Source organism: Celeribacter baekdonensis, from assembly GCF_900102315.1.
GTDB classification, from domain to species: Bacteria; Pseudomonadota; Alphaproteobacteria; order Rhodobacterales; family Rhodobacteraceae; genus Celeribacter; species Celeribacter baekdonensis.
This window is the reverse complement of the sequence record NZ_FNBL01000003.1, coordinates 192,836-210,920: the sequence shown is the minus strand read 5'-3', so window position 1 is coordinate 210,920 and position 18,085 is coordinate 192,836. Positions and strand designations below refer to the sequence as shown.

18 protein-coding genes and 1 pseudogene are annotated in these 18,085 nt (G+C 57.9%); 7 read left to right on the top strand and 12 right to left on the bottom strand.

The window, feature by feature from the left end; all coding sequences use genetic code 11:
• Nucleotides 1-4: 4 nt before the first annotated feature.
• The 6 genes from BLT54_RS07540 to BLT54_RS07515 form a co-directional block, all read right to left on the bottom strand.
• On the bottom strand, nt 5-865 hold the full coding sequence (locus BLT54_RS07540) for a branched-chain amino acid ABC transporter permease (RefSeq protein WP_074643035.1): 861 nt from the start codon (nt 863-865) through the stop codon (nt 5-7).
• Complete coding sequence (locus BLT54_RS07535) at nt 852-1,586, bottom strand: ABC transporter ATP-binding protein (protein WP_074643032.1); 735 nt, start codon at nt 1,584-1,586, stop codon at nt 852-854. The genes BLT54_RS07540 and BLT54_RS07535 overlap by 14 nt, the downstream gene beginning before the upstream one ends.
• Nucleotides 1,583-2,311, bottom strand: a complete 729-nt coding sequence (locus tag BLT54_RS07530; RefSeq protein WP_074643029.1) for an ABC transporter ATP-binding protein — start codon at nt 2,309-2,311, stop codon at nt 1,583-1,585. The genes BLT54_RS07535 and BLT54_RS07530 overlap by 4 nt, the downstream gene beginning before the upstream one ends.
• Before the next feature lie 9 nt (nt 2,312-2,320).
• A complete protein-coding gene (locus BLT54_RS07525; RefSeq protein WP_074643026.1) occupies nt 2,321-3,619 on the bottom strand; it encodes an ABC transporter substrate-binding protein in 1,299 nt (432 codons plus the stop codon).
• A gap of 113 nt (nt 3,620-3,732) precedes the next feature.
• A complete protein-coding gene (locus tag BLT54_RS07520) occupies nt 3,733-4,569 on the bottom strand; it encodes an SDR family NAD(P)-dependent oxidoreductase (RefSeq protein ID WP_074643024.1) in 837 nt (278 codons plus the stop codon).
• Nucleotides 4,570-4,597: 28 nt separating this feature from the next.
• Nucleotides 4,598-5,113, bottom strand: coding sequence for a 2,4'-dihydroxyacetophenone dioxygenase family protein (locus BLT54_RS07515; protein WP_083351737.1), 516 nt, complete (start codon nt 5,111-5,113; stop codon nt 4,598-4,600).
• Between the two features lie 238 nt (nt 5,114-5,351).
• Between BLT54_RS07515 and BLT54_RS07510 the strand changes: the two genes are divergently transcribed.
• Nucleotides 5,352-6,959: a XylR N-terminal domain-containing protein gene (locus tag BLT54_RS07510; RefSeq protein ID WP_074643021.1), complete on the top strand. Its 1,608-nt coding sequence runs from the start codon at nt 5,352-5,354 to the stop codon at nt 6,957-6,959.
• 42 nt (nt 6,960-7,001) lie between these two features.
• Here the strand turns inward: BLT54_RS07510 and BLT54_RS07505 are convergent, their stop codons facing one another.
• Nucleotides 7,002-7,916 carry a LysR family transcriptional regulator gene (locus BLT54_RS07505; RefSeq protein WP_074643019.1) on the bottom strand — a complete coding sequence of 305 codons (915 nt, stop codon included), beginning with the start codon at nt 7,914-7,916 and terminating at the stop codon, nt 7,002-7,004.
• Between the two features lie 136 nt (nt 7,917-8,052).
• Between BLT54_RS07505 and BLT54_RS07500 the strand changes: the two genes are divergently transcribed.
• The 5 genes from BLT54_RS07500 (at nt 8,053) to BLT54_RS07480 (ending at nt 13,921) form a co-directional block, all read left to right on the top strand.
• Nucleotides 8,053-9,228, top strand: coding sequence for a cytochrome P450 (locus BLT54_RS07500; protein WP_074643015.1), 1,176 nt, complete (start codon nt 8,053-8,055; stop codon nt 9,226-9,228).
• 60 nt (nt 9,229-9,288) lie between these two features.
• The gene (locus tag BLT54_RS07495) at nt 9,289-9,603 is read left to right on the top strand and encodes a 2Fe-2S iron-sulfur cluster-binding protein (protein WP_074643012.1); all 315 of its coding nucleotides are present in this window, start codon (nt 9,289-9,291) and stop codon (nt 9,601-9,603) included.
• Between the two features lie 110 nt (nt 9,604-9,713).
• Nucleotides 9,714-10,766 (top strand): TRAP transporter substrate-binding protein, encoded by a 1,053-nt coding sequence (locus tag BLT54_RS07490; RefSeq protein ID WP_074643009.1) that lies wholly within the window; start codon nt 9,714-9,716, stop codon nt 10,764-10,766.
• A gap of 138 nt (nt 10,767-10,904) precedes the next feature.
• Nucleotides 10,905-13,331, top strand: coding sequence for a Tex family protein (locus tag BLT54_RS07485; protein WP_074643536.1), 2,427 nt, complete (start codon nt 10,905-10,907; stop codon nt 13,329-13,331).
• 146 nt (nt 13,332-13,477) lie between these two features.
• Nucleotides 13,478-13,921 (top strand): hypothetical protein, encoded by a 444-nt coding sequence (locus BLT54_RS07480; protein WP_074643006.1) that lies wholly within the window; start codon nt 13,478-13,480, stop codon nt 13,919-13,921.
• A gap of 78 nt (nt 13,922-13,999) precedes the next feature.
• Here the strand turns inward: BLT54_RS07480 and BLT54_RS22145 are convergent, their stop codons facing one another.
• The 5 genes and pseudogenes from BLT54_RS22145 to BLT54_RS07465 all read right to left on the bottom strand — a co-directional run bounded on the left by BLT54_RS22145 (nt 14,000) and on the right by BLT54_RS07465 (nt 16,814).
• Nucleotides 14,000-14,479: a hypothetical protein gene (locus BLT54_RS22145; protein ID WP_143026775.1), complete on the bottom strand. Its 480-nt coding sequence runs from the start codon at nt 14,477-14,479 to the stop codon at nt 14,000-14,002.
• On the bottom strand, nt 14,479-15,303 hold the full coding sequence (locus BLT54_RS22140; protein WP_143026774.1) for an RHS repeat-associated core domain-containing protein: 825 nt from the start codon (nt 15,301-15,303) through the stop codon (nt 14,479-14,481). The genes BLT54_RS22145 and BLT54_RS22140 overlap by 1 nt, the downstream gene beginning before the upstream one ends.
• Nucleotides 15,304-15,326: 23 nt before the next feature.
• Nucleotides 15,327-15,791 (bottom strand): hypothetical protein, encoded by a 465-nt coding sequence (locus BLT54_RS07475; protein ID WP_074643004.1) that lies wholly within the window; start codon nt 15,789-15,791, stop codon nt 15,327-15,329.
• Nucleotides 15,792-15,808: 17 nt separating this feature from the next.
• Nucleotides 15,809-16,021: pseudogene (locus BLT54_RS07470) on the bottom strand (ParB N-terminal domain-containing protein); the annotation flags it as partial.
• 424 nt (nt 16,022-16,445) lie between these two features.
• The gene (locus tag BLT54_RS07465; RefSeq protein WP_245707975.1) at nt 16,446-16,814 is read right to left on the bottom strand and encodes a DUF6362 family protein; all 369 of its coding nucleotides are present in this window, start codon (nt 16,812-16,814) and stop codon (nt 16,446-16,448) included.
• 307 nt (nt 16,815-17,121) lie between these two features.
• Here BLT54_RS07465 and BLT54_RS07460 point away from each other — a divergent pair, with 307 nt between their 5' ends.
• Nucleotides 17,122-18,081: a DUF927 domain-containing protein gene (locus BLT54_RS07460; protein WP_074643001.1), complete on the top strand. Its 960-nt coding sequence runs from the start codon at nt 17,122-17,124 to the stop codon at nt 18,079-18,081.
• The last annotated feature ends 4 nt before the right edge of the window (nt 18,082-18,085 follow it).

Below are 18,085 nucleotides of genomic sequence, written 5' to 3'. Positions count from 1 at the left end.
TGCCTCATTTTTTGCGCGCCATGATGCCTTCGGGCCGTGTGGCCAGCACCGCGAGAAAGACGAGATGTCCGAAAAGAATGCCCAAGCCCGGATCAATCCGAAGGCCAATGGCCTGAGCCACGCCAAGCACCATCGCACCCAGAAACGCCCCCCAGACCGACCCCATGCCGCCGATGATCACCGCTTCAAACGCGTAGATCAGCTGAGCCGAGCCATCAGAGGGCGACACCGTGGCCCGCAATGCGGCAAACACGGCGGCCAGCCCCAGAATGCCAACGGCAATGGCTGTGGCGATCGCATAGATGCGTTTGGGATCGACCCCGGTCATCGCGGCGGCTTCTGTGTCGGCGGCGGCGGCGCGCAGGCCCCGGCCAAAGCGCGAAAACCGCAGCACTGCGTCCAAACCGCCAGTCAGCACGAGGGCCGTGATCAAAACGATCACCGGCAAGAGGCCGACATAGATCGAACCGATCTGAAAACTCGCGCTGGCGATGTCGGAATTGGGCAGGCTGCGCGTGTCCGCCGACCAAATCTCCAACATGAAATTTTGCAAAGCGATGGACAGGCCGAAGGTGGCAATAAGCGAGGGCAAAGGATCGGCCCCGACCACTTTGTTGAGGATGAATTTTTGCAAGATCCACCCGATCACCACCGCAATCGGCACGATCACGACGATCAGCCCAAGATTGCCAAACGGCAGCACCCCGGCCAATGAGACGGCGATCAGAGACAACAGGATCATCACATCGCCATGGGCGATATTGACGATCCGCATCACGCCAAACATCAACGCCATGCCCAGCGCATATTGCGCATACATTCCGCCCAAAAGGACGCCTTGGATCACTGCATCAAGCCACTGCATGAGACGCTCCAAAATAAGCCGCCGCGATGGCATCGCGGGGGATGTCATTCGAGATACCGGTCAATGTGATGCGTCCTTCGAGCATACAATACAGGCGATTTGAGGCCTCCCGCGCGAGGCCGACATCTTGTTCAACCAATACAATAGCGGTGCCGAATGCGCTGATTTCCGGGAGGATTTCGTAAATCTCACGGATCACTTTGGGCGCAAGACCAAGGCTGATCTCGTCGCACAACAGCACCTTGGGCTGGCACAAAAGCGCGCGCGAAATGGCGACCATTTGCTGTTGTCCGCCGGACAGATCCTCAATCGGTTGACGCCGCTTTTCGCGCAGGATCGGGAACAGATCGAACAGGTGCTCGCGGGTCCATGGCCCCTCGCCTTCCGGCAGGCGCGCATTGTCAATCGCGATGCGCAGGTTTTCCTCGACCGTCATGCCAACAAAAAGCCTGCGTCCTTCGGGCACCATGGCGATGCCGCGCCGAACCATCATATGGGCGGGTGTGCCGCCAACAGAGTTGCCCTCGAATTTCACCATATCCCGACCCACCGGCAAGAGGCCGAAAATGGATTTCAAGAGCGTCGATTTCCCGGCTCCGTTCGCACCAATCAGGGCAACGACCTCGCCCGCATCAATGTGCATGTCGATGCCAAACAGCGCCTGAAAATCGCCGTAGCCTCCTGTGAGGCCATGCGTCGATAAAATGGGTGTGTCACTCATGCTTCGATCCCCATGTATACGCGCTGCACCTCGGCGTCTTTCATGACGGCGTCGGGGGTGCCTTCGGCGATTTTGACGCCAAAGTTGAGCACTATGACCCGGTTCGCCACCGCCATCAGCGCGTGCAGCACATGTTCAATCCAAATGATGGTCACCCCTTGGTCGCGCACCCGGCGCACCAAGTCGACCAGTTCGGCGCCTTCCGCTTCGGTCAAACCGCCCGCGATCTCGTCGAGCAGCAAAAGTTTGGGCCGCCCCGCAAGCGCGCGCGCCAGTTCAAGCCGTTTGCGGTTCAACAACGTCAGGCTGCCCGCCGCCGTGTTGGCATAGGGCAACAGGCCGCAGTCACGCAGCACCTCGGCGCAATGGTCATTGGCCTCCGCCTCGCTCATCCGCGCACTCATCATTGCCGGCACCAACAGGTTTTCAAAGGCTGTCATCGCGCCAAAGGGTTGGGGCACCTGATAGGTGCGCCCAATCCCACGTTTGCAGCGTTTGAACGGCGGCTCGGCCCGCAGCGGAGAGCCATCCAAAGACAGCTCCCCGCCATTCGCGGCCAAATCGCCACTGATCAGGTTGAACAACGTGGTTTTTCCCGCGCCATTCGGCCCGAGAATGCCCAGCACCTCACCGCGGCCAACGTCAAAACTGACGTCTTCCACCACGGTGAGTGCGCCGAAGCGCTTGGTCAGCCCTTTCGCTGACAAAATCGCCTGATCTGTCATGGCTGCGCCTTATGACCAGTCCAGCGGGAGCATCGCCGCTTCGGGTTGAAGCACATCGGGATGAAGCGACGTGTCCACAATCTTAAGATCAAACGGCCATGTTTCACCCTTGACCCATTGGCCACCAAAGATCGGCGTTTTGCAAATGTTCGGATGCGGGCCATCGCCAAAGCGGATGGTGCCGACAAGCGTGGCGAGGTCGGTGGATTTGAGCGCATCGCGGTTGGCCGCGCGGTCCAGCGGGTCCACGGAGCGTTTGAGGGTGTCGAGCACAACCTCCCACAGCGCATGCGCATAGCCCAGAGGCTGGGTCCATTGATTGCCGGTTTCCGCCTCCCAGGCGTCCGCAATATCGCGGCTGGTTTGGCCGGTCAGCGAAGACACATAGGGGAAGGCAGGCGTCCACCAGACTTCCGAGGACATCCCAACGCCCAAATCGCCCATCGCTTCGATCCCGGAGGGGAACAAAAGCGCGGCCGCCACGGTCACCACTTTGGGGTGATAGTTTTGTTGGTTGCACTGGGTGATAAAGGTTTTGAGATCGGCGACATAGGTGATGCCCCCCACAATCTCGCATTCGTTCTTTTTGAACTCTGCGATCTGTGCGGAGAAATCATTTGTGCGCGGTTCAAACATCGAGGGCGCGAAGGCGTCAAAGCCCGCGGCACGCACGGCAGGCGGCAGACCGTATTCGTCGCTGCCCCAGGTTTCACCATCGGCGTTGCGCGGGAACAGCATCCCGACCTTGCCGTTGGTGTCGATGGATTTCCACATGCCGGTGAAGGTGCCCAACACATCCTCAAGGCCCCAAAAGAAATGATAGGTCCAATCAAACGGCTGTTCGGCGCCACCACGCGGCATGACAAAGGCCTGCCATGGCGAATTCGACGAGATACAAGGCACGCCGTAGAGTTCACACTGATCTGCGGTCGGGTTGTTGATGTCCGTGGCCGAGGCGGGCAACATGAAATGCACCTCGTCATTGAGGATCAAATCACCGGCAAGCTCGGCGGCTTTGTTTGGGTTTGATTGCGCATCGCGCAGCAGGATTTCGACATTATAGGTCTCGCCGCCGATCTCGATCCCGTCTTTGACCAGATCCATGATCTTGGTGACGGTGTAGTCATCGGTGTCGCCAAACAGCGACAGCGGTCCGGTCATTGGGCTGATCACACCGATCTTGATGGTCTTTGCGCCCTTGGCCCGTGCTGCATGGGGCAGTGCGATGGTGGCGGCGGTGACCGCCCCCAATCCCTTAAGCAGGCTGCGCCGGTCAAGATGGCTGTGCGGATGGATGTTCAGTGTCATGTTAGGTCCTCCCTTGGGTTTCTTGCGCATCACAGGGCTCCTCCAAGCCCTTGGTCGTGACGCCTGTGCTGTGTCGTGCTGTGTGAGCGGCCTCTGCGGGCCGCACGCCTTGGTCAGTCGATTTCCGGCGCGGGGCGCAGGATCAGCCCGCCGTCGATCACCATTTGCGATCCGGTGACATAGCCGGAGGCGTTCGAGGCCAGATAAAGCGCCAGTGGTTTGATCTCATCGGTCTCGGCCACGCGGCCCAGACAGGACCAGCGCACAAAGGCCTGACGATCCTCCACATTCGCCATCCGCCCCCCGGCAATATTGGTGATGAACGGCCCCGGACAGATCGCATTGACGCGGATGCCGTAGCGCCCAAGCTCCATCGCCAACTGTTTGACCAGATGGCTGACCCCGGCCTTTGCGGGCATGTAGGGCGTGCCGACGATGCCATCGACATAAAAGGCCGCGATTGACGAGGTGGCGATGATCGCCCCGCCGCGCCCTTGCCGTTTCATGTGCCGGGCGGCGAGTTTCATCGTGTAGTAGATCGAGGTCAGATTGATCCCGATCACCTTATCCCAATGGGCGTCATCGAGATTGTCGATCTCGCCGTCCGGGTTGCGGTGGCCTTCGGGGGTCAAAAACCCCGGTCCGGCATCTACACCCGCATTGGCAAACACCACGTCGATGCCGCCCTGACGCACTGAGACGGTGTCAAACACCGCATCCATCGCCGCGCGGTCGGTCACGTCAACCACCTCTGCGTGGATCGTGCCGCGCGGGTCTGTGGCGGCGATCTCCGCCATGGTGCGCGCAAGCTGATCCGCGTTCAGATCAAGCAAACTCACATGCGCGCCCTGCGCGGCCATGATCTCGGCATAGGCCCGACCCAAGCCATAAGCGGCCCCCGTCACAAGGACGGATTTGCCCGCCACATCGAACATGCTCTCCAAAGACATGCGGTCTCCTCCCTTCGGTCCCGCAGGATCAGATGAACATATCTTTGTTGATCTCTAGGCCATTGGCCTCACAATGCTTGACGTAATGGTCGATGAACCAAAACACATCCGCCGTGAAATCATACTTGGCCTCATCGTCAAAAAATTCGATCGCCCCGTTGATCCAAAACAGCGCTTTCATGCCATTGGGATCGTCGGAATAGAGCGTATGCGCCGTGCCCGGCAATTCATAAACAAAATCGCCCGGACGAGAAATCCAGTCGTATTCGTAGTAACCCCAAGAGCCCTCCAATGTGACCGCCGAGACAACGCCGCGGTGTTTGTGCGTGCCGATCCGTCCGCCGCCTTTGACCCAAAGAATATTGGCCACCGAATTGCTGCGCACATCAAAGGCCAGATGTTTGATCGCGGCACTGTCGCCAAACGGCACCCAAGGGTTATTTTTGTCATCTCCGGGGATGAAAGCCCCCTCTTTGCCAAAGCGATTGATCATCGCCTCATGCGGCTCCGGGGGCAGTTTCGTGATAAGGTTTTGCTGTATCATAGGTCCTCCCTTTCGCCCGTTTTCAAGGGCAGCACTCAACAGATCGGTCGGGAGGATATGCGTCAAAGCAAATAATTTACGCCGCTTTGCAGCACGGGCAAAATGAGCAGGAATTGCGATTTATGTCATGGGGTTACCTGCGATAAAAACTTGGGTTTGTGCCAGAATGTCGCAGCCTTTCTGCGCTGCAGATTAATTATATAGTGAAATAACTTTATCATTTACGTAATATCTCATCATGAAAACACCAAATGACGAAGAAACACTCCTGCACCGTGGCGGCCGCCCAACTCTGGCGGACCTGATCGACACGCTTGAGTTCAGCCCCTCGAAAGGCGCGATTGAACTGCATGGCGCGCGGATGGTGCTGTCTCGCGCGACCTTTGGCGCCGATCTTCAGGACGAATTGGTCCGCCGGTTCGGCGAACACGAGGCCAAGGTTTTGATGATGCGCCTGGGCTATCGCAACGGGCGTGAGGACGCGGAATTCATTCGCCAAGGCTGGCCCAATCTGGACATTGGCGACGCGTTCACCGCCGGGACGCGACTGCATATGGTGACGGGCACGGTGCGGGTGGAGACACTGCACAACGATTTTGATTTCAAAACAGATCGGTTTTCCGGTGATTTTCTGTGGCATCAATCCGTCGAAGCCGTCGAATACCAACGTCGCCACGGGCGCGCGCTTGCCCCGGTGTGTTGGGCCCAAACCGGCTATGCCGCAGGCTACGCCAGCGTCTTTTTCCGCAAACTCGTGCTCTATAAAGAGGTGAGCTGTGCAGCGATGGGTGACAAATCCTGTCGTGTGGTGGGCAAGACCGTGGACGGGTGGGGCAAGGACGAACCGTTTGTGCGGATGTTCCTGGATGAGGTCTTGGTCAATCGGGCCGAAATGCCTTCTCGCCTCCGAAAGGCTGCGGGCAAGGCCGAGCCGATGGGCGGCACGCGGTTGGAAGACAGGGTTGTCGCCCCTATACGTCACGAACTTGAAAAAATTGCCCATGCCGGATTGAATGCGCTGATCACCGGGCCTGAGGGGGCGGGCTGTCGCATGGCCGCGGATTGGCTTCACGTCGCACGGTTCGGCCACGGCAAGCCCCACCGTTGTCACGCCACATCGCCCCGGTTGCCCGCGCTTTTGGACAGTTTGCGCCAAACCATATCCGCCCCCGGCGCGCGCGGGCAGACGCTGATCATCGAGGGGATCGACGCATTGACCGATGATCTTCAGGTGGCTTTGATCGACATGATCAAAACCGATGGTATCCCCCCTGAAAACCTTCTTGTCATCGGGTTATCACATCTGCCGCTGCGACTGTTGCGGCGCGACACGGCGCTGCGATCCGAGTTGATATACGCCCTCTCTGTCCTGCCGGTCACGATGCCACCGCTGTCCGCGCGCCCGGATGACATTGCCGATCTGGCAGGGTGTTATCTGACCCAGATGCGCCCAAAACCGGGCGCCGAGGCGCCTGCGCTCACCGAAGAGGCAAAAGCCCTCATCCGCACCGCCGCCTGGCCGGGAAACCTGCCAGAATTGCGTGCAACATTGATGCGCGCTGCGCTCTGTGCCGACGCGCCGCCCATGATTGACCGCAACGATCTCGACTCCGCACGGCTTGATCCGCAGCCTTCGGCACCATCGCTGTCGCAGGGCGAGGATGATTTTGCTGAGCTTTGGGATCAGCTTGTGCCGATCTTTGAAGCGGGGATCGGCCTAGACACATTGGTGTCGCGGATCGAACAACGCGCGGTGACGGACGCCGATGGCAATGTCTCCGCCGCCGCCCGCCTGTTGGGCCTGAGCCGTCCGAAATTGGATTATCGGCTCAAAAACCCCGCCTGACACGGCATGACACGGCATGACACGGCATGACACGGTGCGCGGCTACATCCCGCGCGCGCTTTGCACCACCAGATCGCGCAGCCATTTGTGCATCCGCGAGGCGTGGGTGCGCGCGGTCCAAACCATTTGAATCTGCACAGCCGTTGGCACTGGACAGTCCGTTATAAAAAGCCCCGCCCCAAGTTTGCGTGACAGGCGTTCGGGCACCGTGGCGACAAGTCCGGTGCCTTTGATCAGGCTTTGGATGCCCGCCGGGCTGGGCGTGCGCATTGCGATGGAAATCTCATGGCCCTCTTGTTCCAAGGTCTGCATATAGCCCGATTTCCATTTGCCGCCGTAGGTGATGTAGACATGATCGAGGGCCAGATAATCCTCCATCGTCAGCGCCGTTTTGGCTTTGGCATGGGCCGGGTCCATCATGCAGACATAATGGTCCTCATAGAGCGTGCGCGTATAAAACGCAGCCCCGAGTTGGACGAAGGGACCGATCAGCAAATCCGCCTCCATCCGCAACAGTTTATCATGGCCGAGATAAGAGGAATCGACGATTTCGATTTTGAGGTTCGGCGCTTCGGCCCGGATCAGATGGGCCAGAAGCGGGATGATCAACTCGCGCTCATAGTAGTTGCAGGCGATGGTCACCGTCTGTGTGCTTTCTTTCGGATCAAAATCGCGGCTGGTGGTCAGTTGAGAAAAGCGTTCCAACAACTGACCCGCTTCCGCCACCACCTCTTCGCAGCGCTGGGTCGCGATCAACCGACGCGCCTCGCGGACGAACAGCGGGTCGTCGAACACGGCCCTAAGCTTGTCGATGGTATAGCTGACAACCGATTGATTCATTTCAAGATCTTCGGCGGCGCGCGTGAATGAGCCAAACCGGTAGACCCGGATCAACATATCAAGCGCGCGAAAATCCGTGGCCAGAATGTCGGCGGGTTTGCTTACTGGTTTGATCATGTCCCGCTCCTTTTGGCTTCGGTTGGTCGCCTTATAAATCTATTTGATAGATATGTGAAATCAAATGGATCGCATTGATTGATGAACTCTGCCCTGTTTACCTGACAGGATCACAGCTTTGGGAGGAGATCTGTTGATGTTGGACATTCCCGTGAATGAGACGGTCACATTGGCCGATCTCACCAGAGATCCATACCCGATCTATCGCCAGATGCGCGCCCAGACGCCGGTGGTGCGCGTGGCGCAGACCAATCGGATTTTCGTCACCCGGTTTGAGCATACCAAATGGATCAAGGAAAACCCGGAGATTTTTAGCTCTGATGATCCGATGACGCCGATGAAACCAGCGTTTCAGGCGCATACATTGATGCGCAAAGACGGCGACGAACACCGGGCCGAACGCATGGCGATGCAGCCCGCCTTTTCGCCGAAAGTGATCCGTACGGACTGGGCCGATCTCTATACAAAACTGGCCGAAGATTATGTGTCGCGCCTGCCCAAAGGTGAGACGGTGGACCTGTTTTCCGACCTCTGCGGCCCGATCGCCGCGCGCATTCTGGCGCATATGTTGGGGTTGGAAGAGGCCACTGACGAACAGATGCAACGCTGGTCCCAGCGCCTGATCGACGGGGCGGGTAATTTTGGCAATGACCCTGAACTTTTTGCACTCTCCGACGCGGCCAATGCCGAAATGAACGCGCTGTTTGAACAGGTCATGCCCCGTCACATCGCGGAGCCAAACAATTCGGCCTTTTCCGTCATGTTGAATGCGAAAACGCCGATCCCGATCCGTCAGATGTATGCCAATATCAAAATCGCCATTGGCGGCGGCATCAACGAACCGCGTGATGCTTTGGCAACCATTCTCTACGGGCTGTTGACCAACCCTGAGCAACTCGACGAGGTCAAACGCCAAGACGCCTGGCTTGACGCATTCGAGGAAGGCGTGCGCTGGGTGGCCCCCATTCAGGTGTCGGGGCGGCGCACCACGCAAGAGGTGCAGATCGGCGATCATGTGATCGGTCCAAACGAGACGGTGATGACCATTCAAGCCTCCGCCAACCGCGATGAGGCGGTCTATGCCGATGGCGAGGCGTTCAACGTGTTTCGCGACAAACATCCGCATCAGGCCTTTGGCAGCGGCCCGCATCATTGCGCCGGGGCGCAGGTCGCGCGGCGCACGCTTGGGCAGATCATGTTGCCGCTTTTGTTTGAGCGCTTTCCCAACATGGCCCTGACCGATCCCCATGAGGTGATTTGGAGTGGCTTTGGCTTTCGTGGCCCGCTGAACCTGCCGATCACCTTGGCCTGAATCAATTGGCCTGAACCAATTGGCCTGAATCAAAATGACGCATAGAATAAGGACTAAACCATGACGAAAATCACATTCGTCCAACCCGATGGCCGCAGCCAGACCGTCAGCGCACGTGTCGGAGACAGCGTGATGCAAACGGCGCTGGCCCATAGCATCGACGGCATTTTCGCCGAATGCGGCGGCGCGATGATGTGTGCGACGTGCCATTGTTACGTTGAAGACGCGCGTACTGGGCAGGCGAGCCAAGGCGAAGAGGATTTGTTGGACTGTGCCGAAGACGAGGTGCGGCCCAGCTCGCGGTTGAGCTGTCAGATCAAAGTGACGGAGGATTTGGACGGGCTGGTGGTGCATTTGCCCGTGGCCGTAGACTGACCGAAACGGCCCCTTTGCCGCAGGAGGAGGTGGCAAAACACAGGCCCAGATTTAAGCGCACCAACGCATGACCGGCGCAACGCCGTCGGACCCCAAGGGAGGAGACCCACATGACCACATCATTCACCCGCCGCACGGTTTTGGCGAGCATGGGGGCGGCTCTGGCCACCCCGGCGTTTTTAAAACGCGCCAATGCCGCCGAAGTCACGTTGAAACTGCATTCGATGTTGCCCGCGCCGGCGACGATGAACACGCAGTTTTTTGAGCCATGGATCGAGGAAATCCGCACCGCGTCCGAGGGCGCGATTGACATTCAACTGTTCCCGTCGATGCAACTTGGCGGCAAGCCCGGCCAGTTGCCCGATCAGGTCCGTCAGGGCATTTGCGACATCAGTTGGACCCTTCCGGTGTATTCGCCGGATCGCTTCCCGGTGGCCGAAACGCTGGCGCTGCCCTTCATGGTCACCAATGCCGAAAAAACCTCTGTTGTCATGCACAAGCTGATGGATGAGTTTGGCCAAGATGAATATCCGGGCACCAAAACGCTTGGGTTTCACACCCATGACGGCGGCAAATTCCACACCCGCGAGGGGCTTATTCACACCGCCGAGGACCTCAGAGGCCTCAAATTGCGCGCGCCCAATCAGGCGACGGGCAAGCTGCTTGAACTGATGGGGGCTGAGACGGTGTTTTTCCCGGTGACCGAAATGGTTGTTGGGCTCTCAAATGGGGTGATCGACGGCTGTTGCCTGCCCTATGAGGTGGTGCCCGCGTTCAAACTGCAAGAGCTGACCAAATTCTCCTCCGCCCCTGCCCCCGCGTCGCGTGGGCTTTACGCCAACACCTTCTCGATGCTGATGAACCAACGCGCCTATGAGGGCCTCTCGGACGATCTGCGCAAAGTGATCGACGATCACTCTGGCATTGGCCTGTCACAACGCATTGGCCGCCAGTTTGATACGTTTGAACAGATGGGCAAAGAGGTGGTGATCAAAGAGGGCAACACCATCGGTGAGATCGCGGCCGAAGAAATCTCGGCGTGGCGCGAAATCGCGCAGCCGGTGCACCAAGCCTGGATCGACAAGCTCAATGATCGCGGCCTTGATGGCACGGCAATTTTGGCCCGCGCCAATGAATTGCTGGACGCGGATCAACCGGCCTGAGGTCTTTGAGCGACACGCCTACGGGTCCAATCGGGCAGGCCTCGGTTGGACCGCCCCAACAGGTGTTTTCACTTGGCCCACGCGGCTTGTGACTTGGCCTCGCCGGACAGGGCAGGTATGACTGCGGTTCTGTTAGACATGGAGCCTGTTTTGGATCACGCCACCGCCGCACCAGCCGCCTCACCTGCCGCAATCGCCGCCCGCATCGCGCGCACCATCGCCACCGAAATTTCCGCCGCCCCGTCACAAGTCAGCGCGGCGGTCGATCTTTTGGACGGCGGCGCGACCGTGCCCTTTGTCGCGCGCTACCGCAAAGAGGCCACGGGCGGCTTGGATGACACGCAATTGCGGATGTTGTCCGATCGGCTGACCTATTTGCGCGATCTGGAATCACGCCGTGCGACCATTCTCAAATCCATTTCCGAACAGGGAAAATTGACCGCCGATCTGGCAAAATCCATTGCCGGGGCCGAAAGCAAATCGACGCTTGAGGACATTTACCTGCCCTACAAACCCAAACGCCGAACCAAGGCGATGATCGCGCGTGAAAACGGCTTGGAGCCATTGCTGCGCGCGATTGATGCCAACCGGGCGGCCCAACCCGAAACCTTGGCCGAAGCCTACGTTTCAGAGGCCGTGCCCACCGTCAAAGACGCACTCAACGGCGCGCGCGACATCCTGACCGAGGAACTGTCGGAACGCGCCGATCTTTTGGGCAAGCTGCGTGATTTCATGCGGCGCGAAGCCTTTGTCACCGCCAAACTCATTGCTGGCAAGGACCAGGAGGGCGCGAAGTTTTCCGATTATTTTGATCACCGCGAACGCTGGTCGGATATTCCGTCCCACCGCGCTTTGGCGATCCTGCGCGCCGCGAAAGAAGACATCGTGACGATGGAAATCGCCCCCGATTCTGACGAGGGTGAACCGCGCGCCATCGCCATGATCGGTGCGGCTTTGGCCACAGAGGGGCAGTTGCCCGGCGATGAGTGGCTGCGCGGCGTGGCGCGTTGGGCGTGGCGGGTGAAGTTTTCGATCTCGCTTTATATCGACCTGTTGGGCGAGTTGCGTCAGCGCGCCCATGACGAGGCGATCAACGTCTTTTCCCGCAATCTCAAAGATTTGCTCTTGGCCGCTCCGGCGGGAGCCAAGGCCACGCTGGGCCTTGATCCGGGCATTCGCACCGGCGTGAAAGCCGCCGTTGTGGACGCCACGGGCAAGGTTTTGGACACAGCAACGATCTATCCGTTTCAGCCCAAAATGGATGTGCGCGGCGCAGAGGCCAAGCTCATCGAGCTGATCGGACGGCACAACATCGCCCTGATCGCCATCGGCAATGGCACTGCCAGCCGGGAGACCGAGCGGCTTGTGGCAGACACGCTCAAACGCCTGCCGCAGGGCGTCAAAGCGCCGACCAAAGTCATCGTGTCCGAAGCGGGCGCGTCGGTCTATTCGGCCTCCGAATTGGCCGCACAGGAATTCCCCGATCTGGACGTGAGCCTGCGCGGCGCGGTCTCGATTGCGCGGCGTCTTCAGGACCCATTGGCCGAATTGGTCAAGATCACGCCGCAATCCATCGGCGTCGGCCAGTATCAACATGACGTTGACCAACGGCGGTTGTCGCAGGCGCTCGATGCGGTGGTCGAAGACGCGGTGAACGCGGTGGGCGTGGACCTCAACATGGCCTCGGCACCGCTGTTGGCGCAGGTCGCGGGGCTTGGTCCGTCTTTGGCTCATGCCATCGTCGTGCATCGCGACCAACATGGGGCGTTTCCGTCACGCAAGGCGCTTTTGAAAGTTGCCGGTTTGGGGCCAAAAGCCTTTGAACAATGCGCCGGATTCTTGCGCATTCGGGATGGGGCGGAGCCTTTGGACGCCTCCTCTGTGCACCCCGAAGCCTATGATGTGGCGCGCAAAATCGTGTCAGCCTGTGGTCGTGACATTCGCGACATTATGGGTCAGACCGCCGCCCTCAAAGGCCTGCGCGCCGAGGAGTTTGTCACCGGCGATTTCGGCCTGCCGACCGTGCGCGACATTTTCACCGAGCTGGAAAAACCGGGCCGTGATCCGCGGCCAGAGTTCAAAACCGCGAGCTTCACCGACGGGGTTGAGGACATCAAGGACCTGAAACCGGGGATGAGCCTTGAGGGTACGGTGACCAATGTGGCGGCTTTTGGCGCCTTCGTTGACATCGGCGTACACCAAGACGGGTTGGTGCATGTCAGTCAACTGGCGGATCGGTTCGTGAAAGACCCACATGAGGTGGTGAAAGCCGGGGATGTGGTGCGGGTGCGGGTGACTGAGGTCGACATCGCGCGCAAACGGATCGGGCTGACGATGCGCAAAGACGGGACTGACCCCGCCGATGGCCGCCGAAGCGATGCGCCCACCGCGCGCGGGAAATTTGCCGCCAAACCGCAGGGCGCACCATCAGGCAAAGCGGGTGGAAAACCGGGCGGCTCCAAGGATCACAAAAAAGGCCCCGCGCCACAGAACCGCGCTCCAAACCCAAGCGGCAACAGCGCCCTTGGAGCCGCCTTGTTGGACGCGATGAAGAAAAAATCCTGACACAGCCTTGCCACCGACGCTCTGACGTCAGGGATAACGCTTGGCCTCGTCGGCGATGAGGGAAACAGGATACCTGAAGAGCCCTCAGACATCGTCCTGGGCGCTGGGGTGGGCGGGAACCCCCGTGAAATACAGGCGGAAACACCATGAAACTGACATTCGGACAGGCGGCGAAAACCGCGAAGCGTTCAAAGGGAACGCTGTCAAAAGCCCTTAATTCAGGGGGTATCTCTGCGGAGAAGGACGACAAGGGGCGCTGGCAGATTGATCCGTCAGAGCTTTCTAGGTGGATGTCTGCGAACCCGTTTCCGAACAGTCATGAAAACCAATCGGAAACCCCGGAGGAAACGCATGAAAACAGCTCCTTGGGCGTCGAAGTTAAGATGCTCAGAGAGCAGATCGACGCCATGACCGTCGAGCGTGACCGGGAGCGCGGTCAGCTCGTTGATCAGATCGAGGATTTGCGCTCCCGTCTGAACGGAGCGGAGGCTGAGCGGGTGCGCCTGAACGCGCTTTTGACAGATCAACGTGATAAAGCGGAAACGTCAGCGCGGCGGGGCTTTTGGGGCCGCGTGTTGGGAGGTAGGTGAATGTTGGGCGGCGCAGAGATGTGGCTTTCCTGCCCCTACAGAAAACGTTGCAAAATCGTTCCGTTTCAAGACGATGCTTTATCGAAATATGCGGATAAGTAGTTTTGTTAGATGACTCGGTTCAGGTGAGAAACCTGCGATGTCACCAGTCTGATACTGTGGAATATCTTCCCAGTTTTCTGCTGTTTTATATGAGCACATGTATCGTTCATTGGTTGAATAAAACATGTACACTATTTCGCCTGAGAAGCCGTTTCCGTCACATCTGTAGGTTATCGTAATGGATTCCCGTCCTGCACGCTCGTCGTCCAAAAAAACACGTTCTTGTGATGCGCTTGCAAAGCAGGCTTTCACGTCGTTGGCGCTAGGTGGTACTGCACCAATATGCGAACTGCTACATTCTCTTCCTGTGCCGTACTTTGTCTGCAAAAACTGAACACGCTCAACAGATGAATCTGGAAATCCTGCCCACAGATACAAGTTCCAGAGTGAAGGTGCGGCAAAAACTCCAATAATTACCAGTGTAAAAAATAGTATGACAGAGCGACGAAGCCTCATTAGTATCGCCCCCACGCTCTAAAATTATAGGTGCGGTTAGTTTGAGTGTTTATGTTGGCATCGCCATATGTTGAGTTGTAGCGAGGGTCAATTCCAGTGCGAGATTGGGCACGGCTTGGTACATTTTGGCCGTTCATATTCGGTCGACCAGCAGCTACACCAATGGCAAAATTGACGATTGGGTTTCGACCGTCTCGATCAAAGTTGTACTGTTCGCTCTGATTTACTGTGGCTGTCGCGCCATCGATTGAATAATTGCGGCTTCCGTCAACAGAGATGTTACCAATTACATCAACTTGAAAATCTCCGTATATTCGCCCAGCTTCCGTGAAGGATTTTTCAGGAGGAGAAACTGAAATTGGCAAACCTGTCACTGAAAACTCAACAGGTTTTCCTGACGCTATGGCTTGGTCGATAGCTCTTTTCAGGTCGCTTTTTTGATACGCTGGATTGCCGCTAGAAATGTATTTTTGAATAGCAGTTCCGACATCTAGGATTCTATCAAGGCCAAGCTCTTTTGGGTCGAGCATATAAGTATCTCTTCCGTCATAAGTTGAAGCGTCGGCCACCCCGTCTTCGGATTGTCTATCGTCGGCGGTCTTCGTGGGATCATCCCATTCCCCTTCACAGGTTGCGTCGTTGGTGCAGTTCCCATTCGGATCAGTGATGTTTACTGGATCGTTGTGTGAATAAGCGTATCTATTCGTTCCCACACCCGGCTGTGTTGGATCAAACCAATCGGGCTGAATAAACATCGCTGACGCTTGCGAAGCAAAAAGCGCAAAAAGCGTGGTCAAAACGAGCTGTTTCAAATTTCGGAGCATACCTGTTCCCCTAAAACGTGTAATTACAGGAGGACGTTACCCAATCTTTGCAGCGGTCGCCAACCCAAAGATTCCGCCTTGTCAAACATGCCCTGATTGACCCGTTCAAGGTAGGCCAGATAGGGGCGCTGATCCTCTGGAACGTCCTGCGCCGTGGGGTATTTCTCGTGAAACTCCGTGCGCAGCAGATGGTAGGATGCCGTTGTTTTTTTGACCATGATGTAAGCAAACATTGGGTAGTGCTCGATCAGAGTGTCGGCAACGGCCATGGCGTCGTGATAGCGCACCTCGGCGATCAACTCCTCCACCACCACAGCGGCGATGACAGCAACTGATTGCTCGTTGGTCAGCGGTGCCAGGAACACGCCATTGGCGACGGCCTCGTCGGTGATTGGCAGAAGGTCGCGGTAATGCTGATCCCGCGCAGCACCCGCCCCGCTGGTGGCTTCCAAGTTCCAGACCTTGCCGTCGTCGTCGGTGAATTTCACGAAGACATCAGCGGGGCCATGGCGGGCACCACATCAAGCCCCAGCCGTTGGCCCGCGATCAGTTCGCCGTCTTCGCCGACGAGGCACGGCACGGTCCAGCCGAACTCAGCCATGCTCGCGGCGATCTTCGCCACCTGGTCCGCACCATGCGCCTTCACGTTCTTCGCGTAGGGCTGGAGGCGCGACAGCGGCCACATCTCGATCGTGTCCGGAGCGAAGCTGAGCGTCATGGTGGGCAAGGTTCCTCAGTCGGGTGGATGTCGGTGGCTTCCGGACTCCGGATGCCCGGCCGGACTCCACACGGGGTCCAGCGGCTACCAGCGGTGTCCGGTCGGAAGACCAGCGTTCATTGGTGTTTGCGCGGAGCGCGAATGGGTCTGGCTTCCGGGTGGCTTCCCAAAAATCCGGCCCTGTCGCTGGCGATGTCCCGCGCTTCGCCCGCCAGCATACGAATGTTGCTAGGAAGGAACCAAAAATCAGTGGATTGGCCGACTGGATGCCCGGCTGAAGCCAGAAAGCCGTGCCGGTATCCATCAACAAGGACGGGGAGAGCCGTCTTCCGACGCACTCTCCCCATCATGCCTTACAGGTAGCACGCATATGTTGCATGTGTCGAACATAAAAGTGTTGCAACACATTGGAATTGCTATGCATTCAGCCGAGAGGCAATCTTGGTGAGTGCAACTGCCATCTCCTCCACGCAGTGCTACGATCAACCCCCAACTCGCCACTGATCTGCTTCCAAGGCACATGTGCAGCCCGCGACCAGACCAGTCTGCGTTCCGCTTCATCGATCCACAGCACCCAGTCCGAGGTCTGCTCCAGCCGTGTGATGGCGGCAGCAGACGGCCATACCCGCATCGGCTGCGGTTCCATCGCCGCAATCTCGCGGCTGGTTCGGACGATCTGCGGCCAAGCGTTGAAGAACCCCTGCGCCTTGACAGGGGGCAGCTTGCGCAGCGTGCGGAACGCCTCCTCGAAATGATCGGCCACGCATTCGGCAGTCCAGATACGATCACCCATGGCGCGCCCCCCTGTCGGAAGGGCGCGGCCCGTAGAGCTTCTCACCGATCTGGCGCACCAACTCGCGCTCGGGCCAAGTGAGGCGCTGGTCATCAGCGAAGACTGCAAGCACGCCCTTCTATGGATACCGCGAAGCGGTGCCGCGCTGGCCGCAAGGATACAGTACTTGGACAGGCTTCGGGATCGGAGACCTCGTATCCTTCCAGTCCGTGTCGATTGTTGTGGATTGCTGGGTTTTTCAGCTCGCTATGTCGCTGGGGTACGCCCTAATTATGCACATCACCTTCACAACAGGCGAGCCTGTCCCATGACGAAATCCGCGGCGACCGCCGTCACCCGAGCTGAGTTTATTGAAAGACGACCAGAGCACCTTCGCGATTTCTATGCCGCGCTAATCGACGAGTTGCCACCCGAGTTCAGGATTTCTACGGCTGGGATCCAGCAAAGGTCAGGAGTCGGTCGATCTATCACGTTCTGCACCCTGTTTCGGGTGAAAGCAATGGTCCGGACCCCGAAGTCGAAGTTGTGGTCACGAGTGGTCGAACTGATGGATCCGGACGGGGAACTTGTCGAATGCATTCTCTCCGCAGGTACCCTTACTGGGAAACCGCGAGATGCGGTCGCGAAGCTGTCGGACCATGGTCTGCAGATCTACAACGACAACCAGATCCGCGCAATCGCTCAGCTGATACGAAACTGGCCAGTACCGTCAGAGTCACGTTTGACCTTGATCGAGAAGGTGGGATGGACCGATGATCAGGCCGCGTTCATATTGACGAGTGGGCGCGTGATCACCTGCAAGGGGGCACCGAAAAAAATTCAATCTGGAGGAGACATAGTCGGCGAAGAACTCGGTTCCCTAACGCAGTGGCGAGCGGGTGTAGCAGCTCTCGCTAAAGGAAATATCAACATGATGTTCGGTATTTCACTCGGTTTTTCTACAGCACTTATATCCTTCACCAAACTAAACACACTTGTTTTTCATTTATTCGGAAACACCTCCCAAGGAAAGACACTTGTTTTACGTACAGCCCTATCTGTGTGGCCTAAAATAGGCGATGAGGAAAAAACATGGGAAGGCACGGGTAACGGCCTGGAAGGGGAAATCGTCAAATCAAATAACATTCTACTTGGACTTGATGAGCTTCGCGCCGATGCAACACCTGACCTTCCTGAAGTTGTCTATAAATTCGCGAACAAACCAAGCAAGGCCCGCGGAAAAAAGAAGGGGGGGCTCATGACCGAGAAACGTGGAAAACAAATGTGATCTC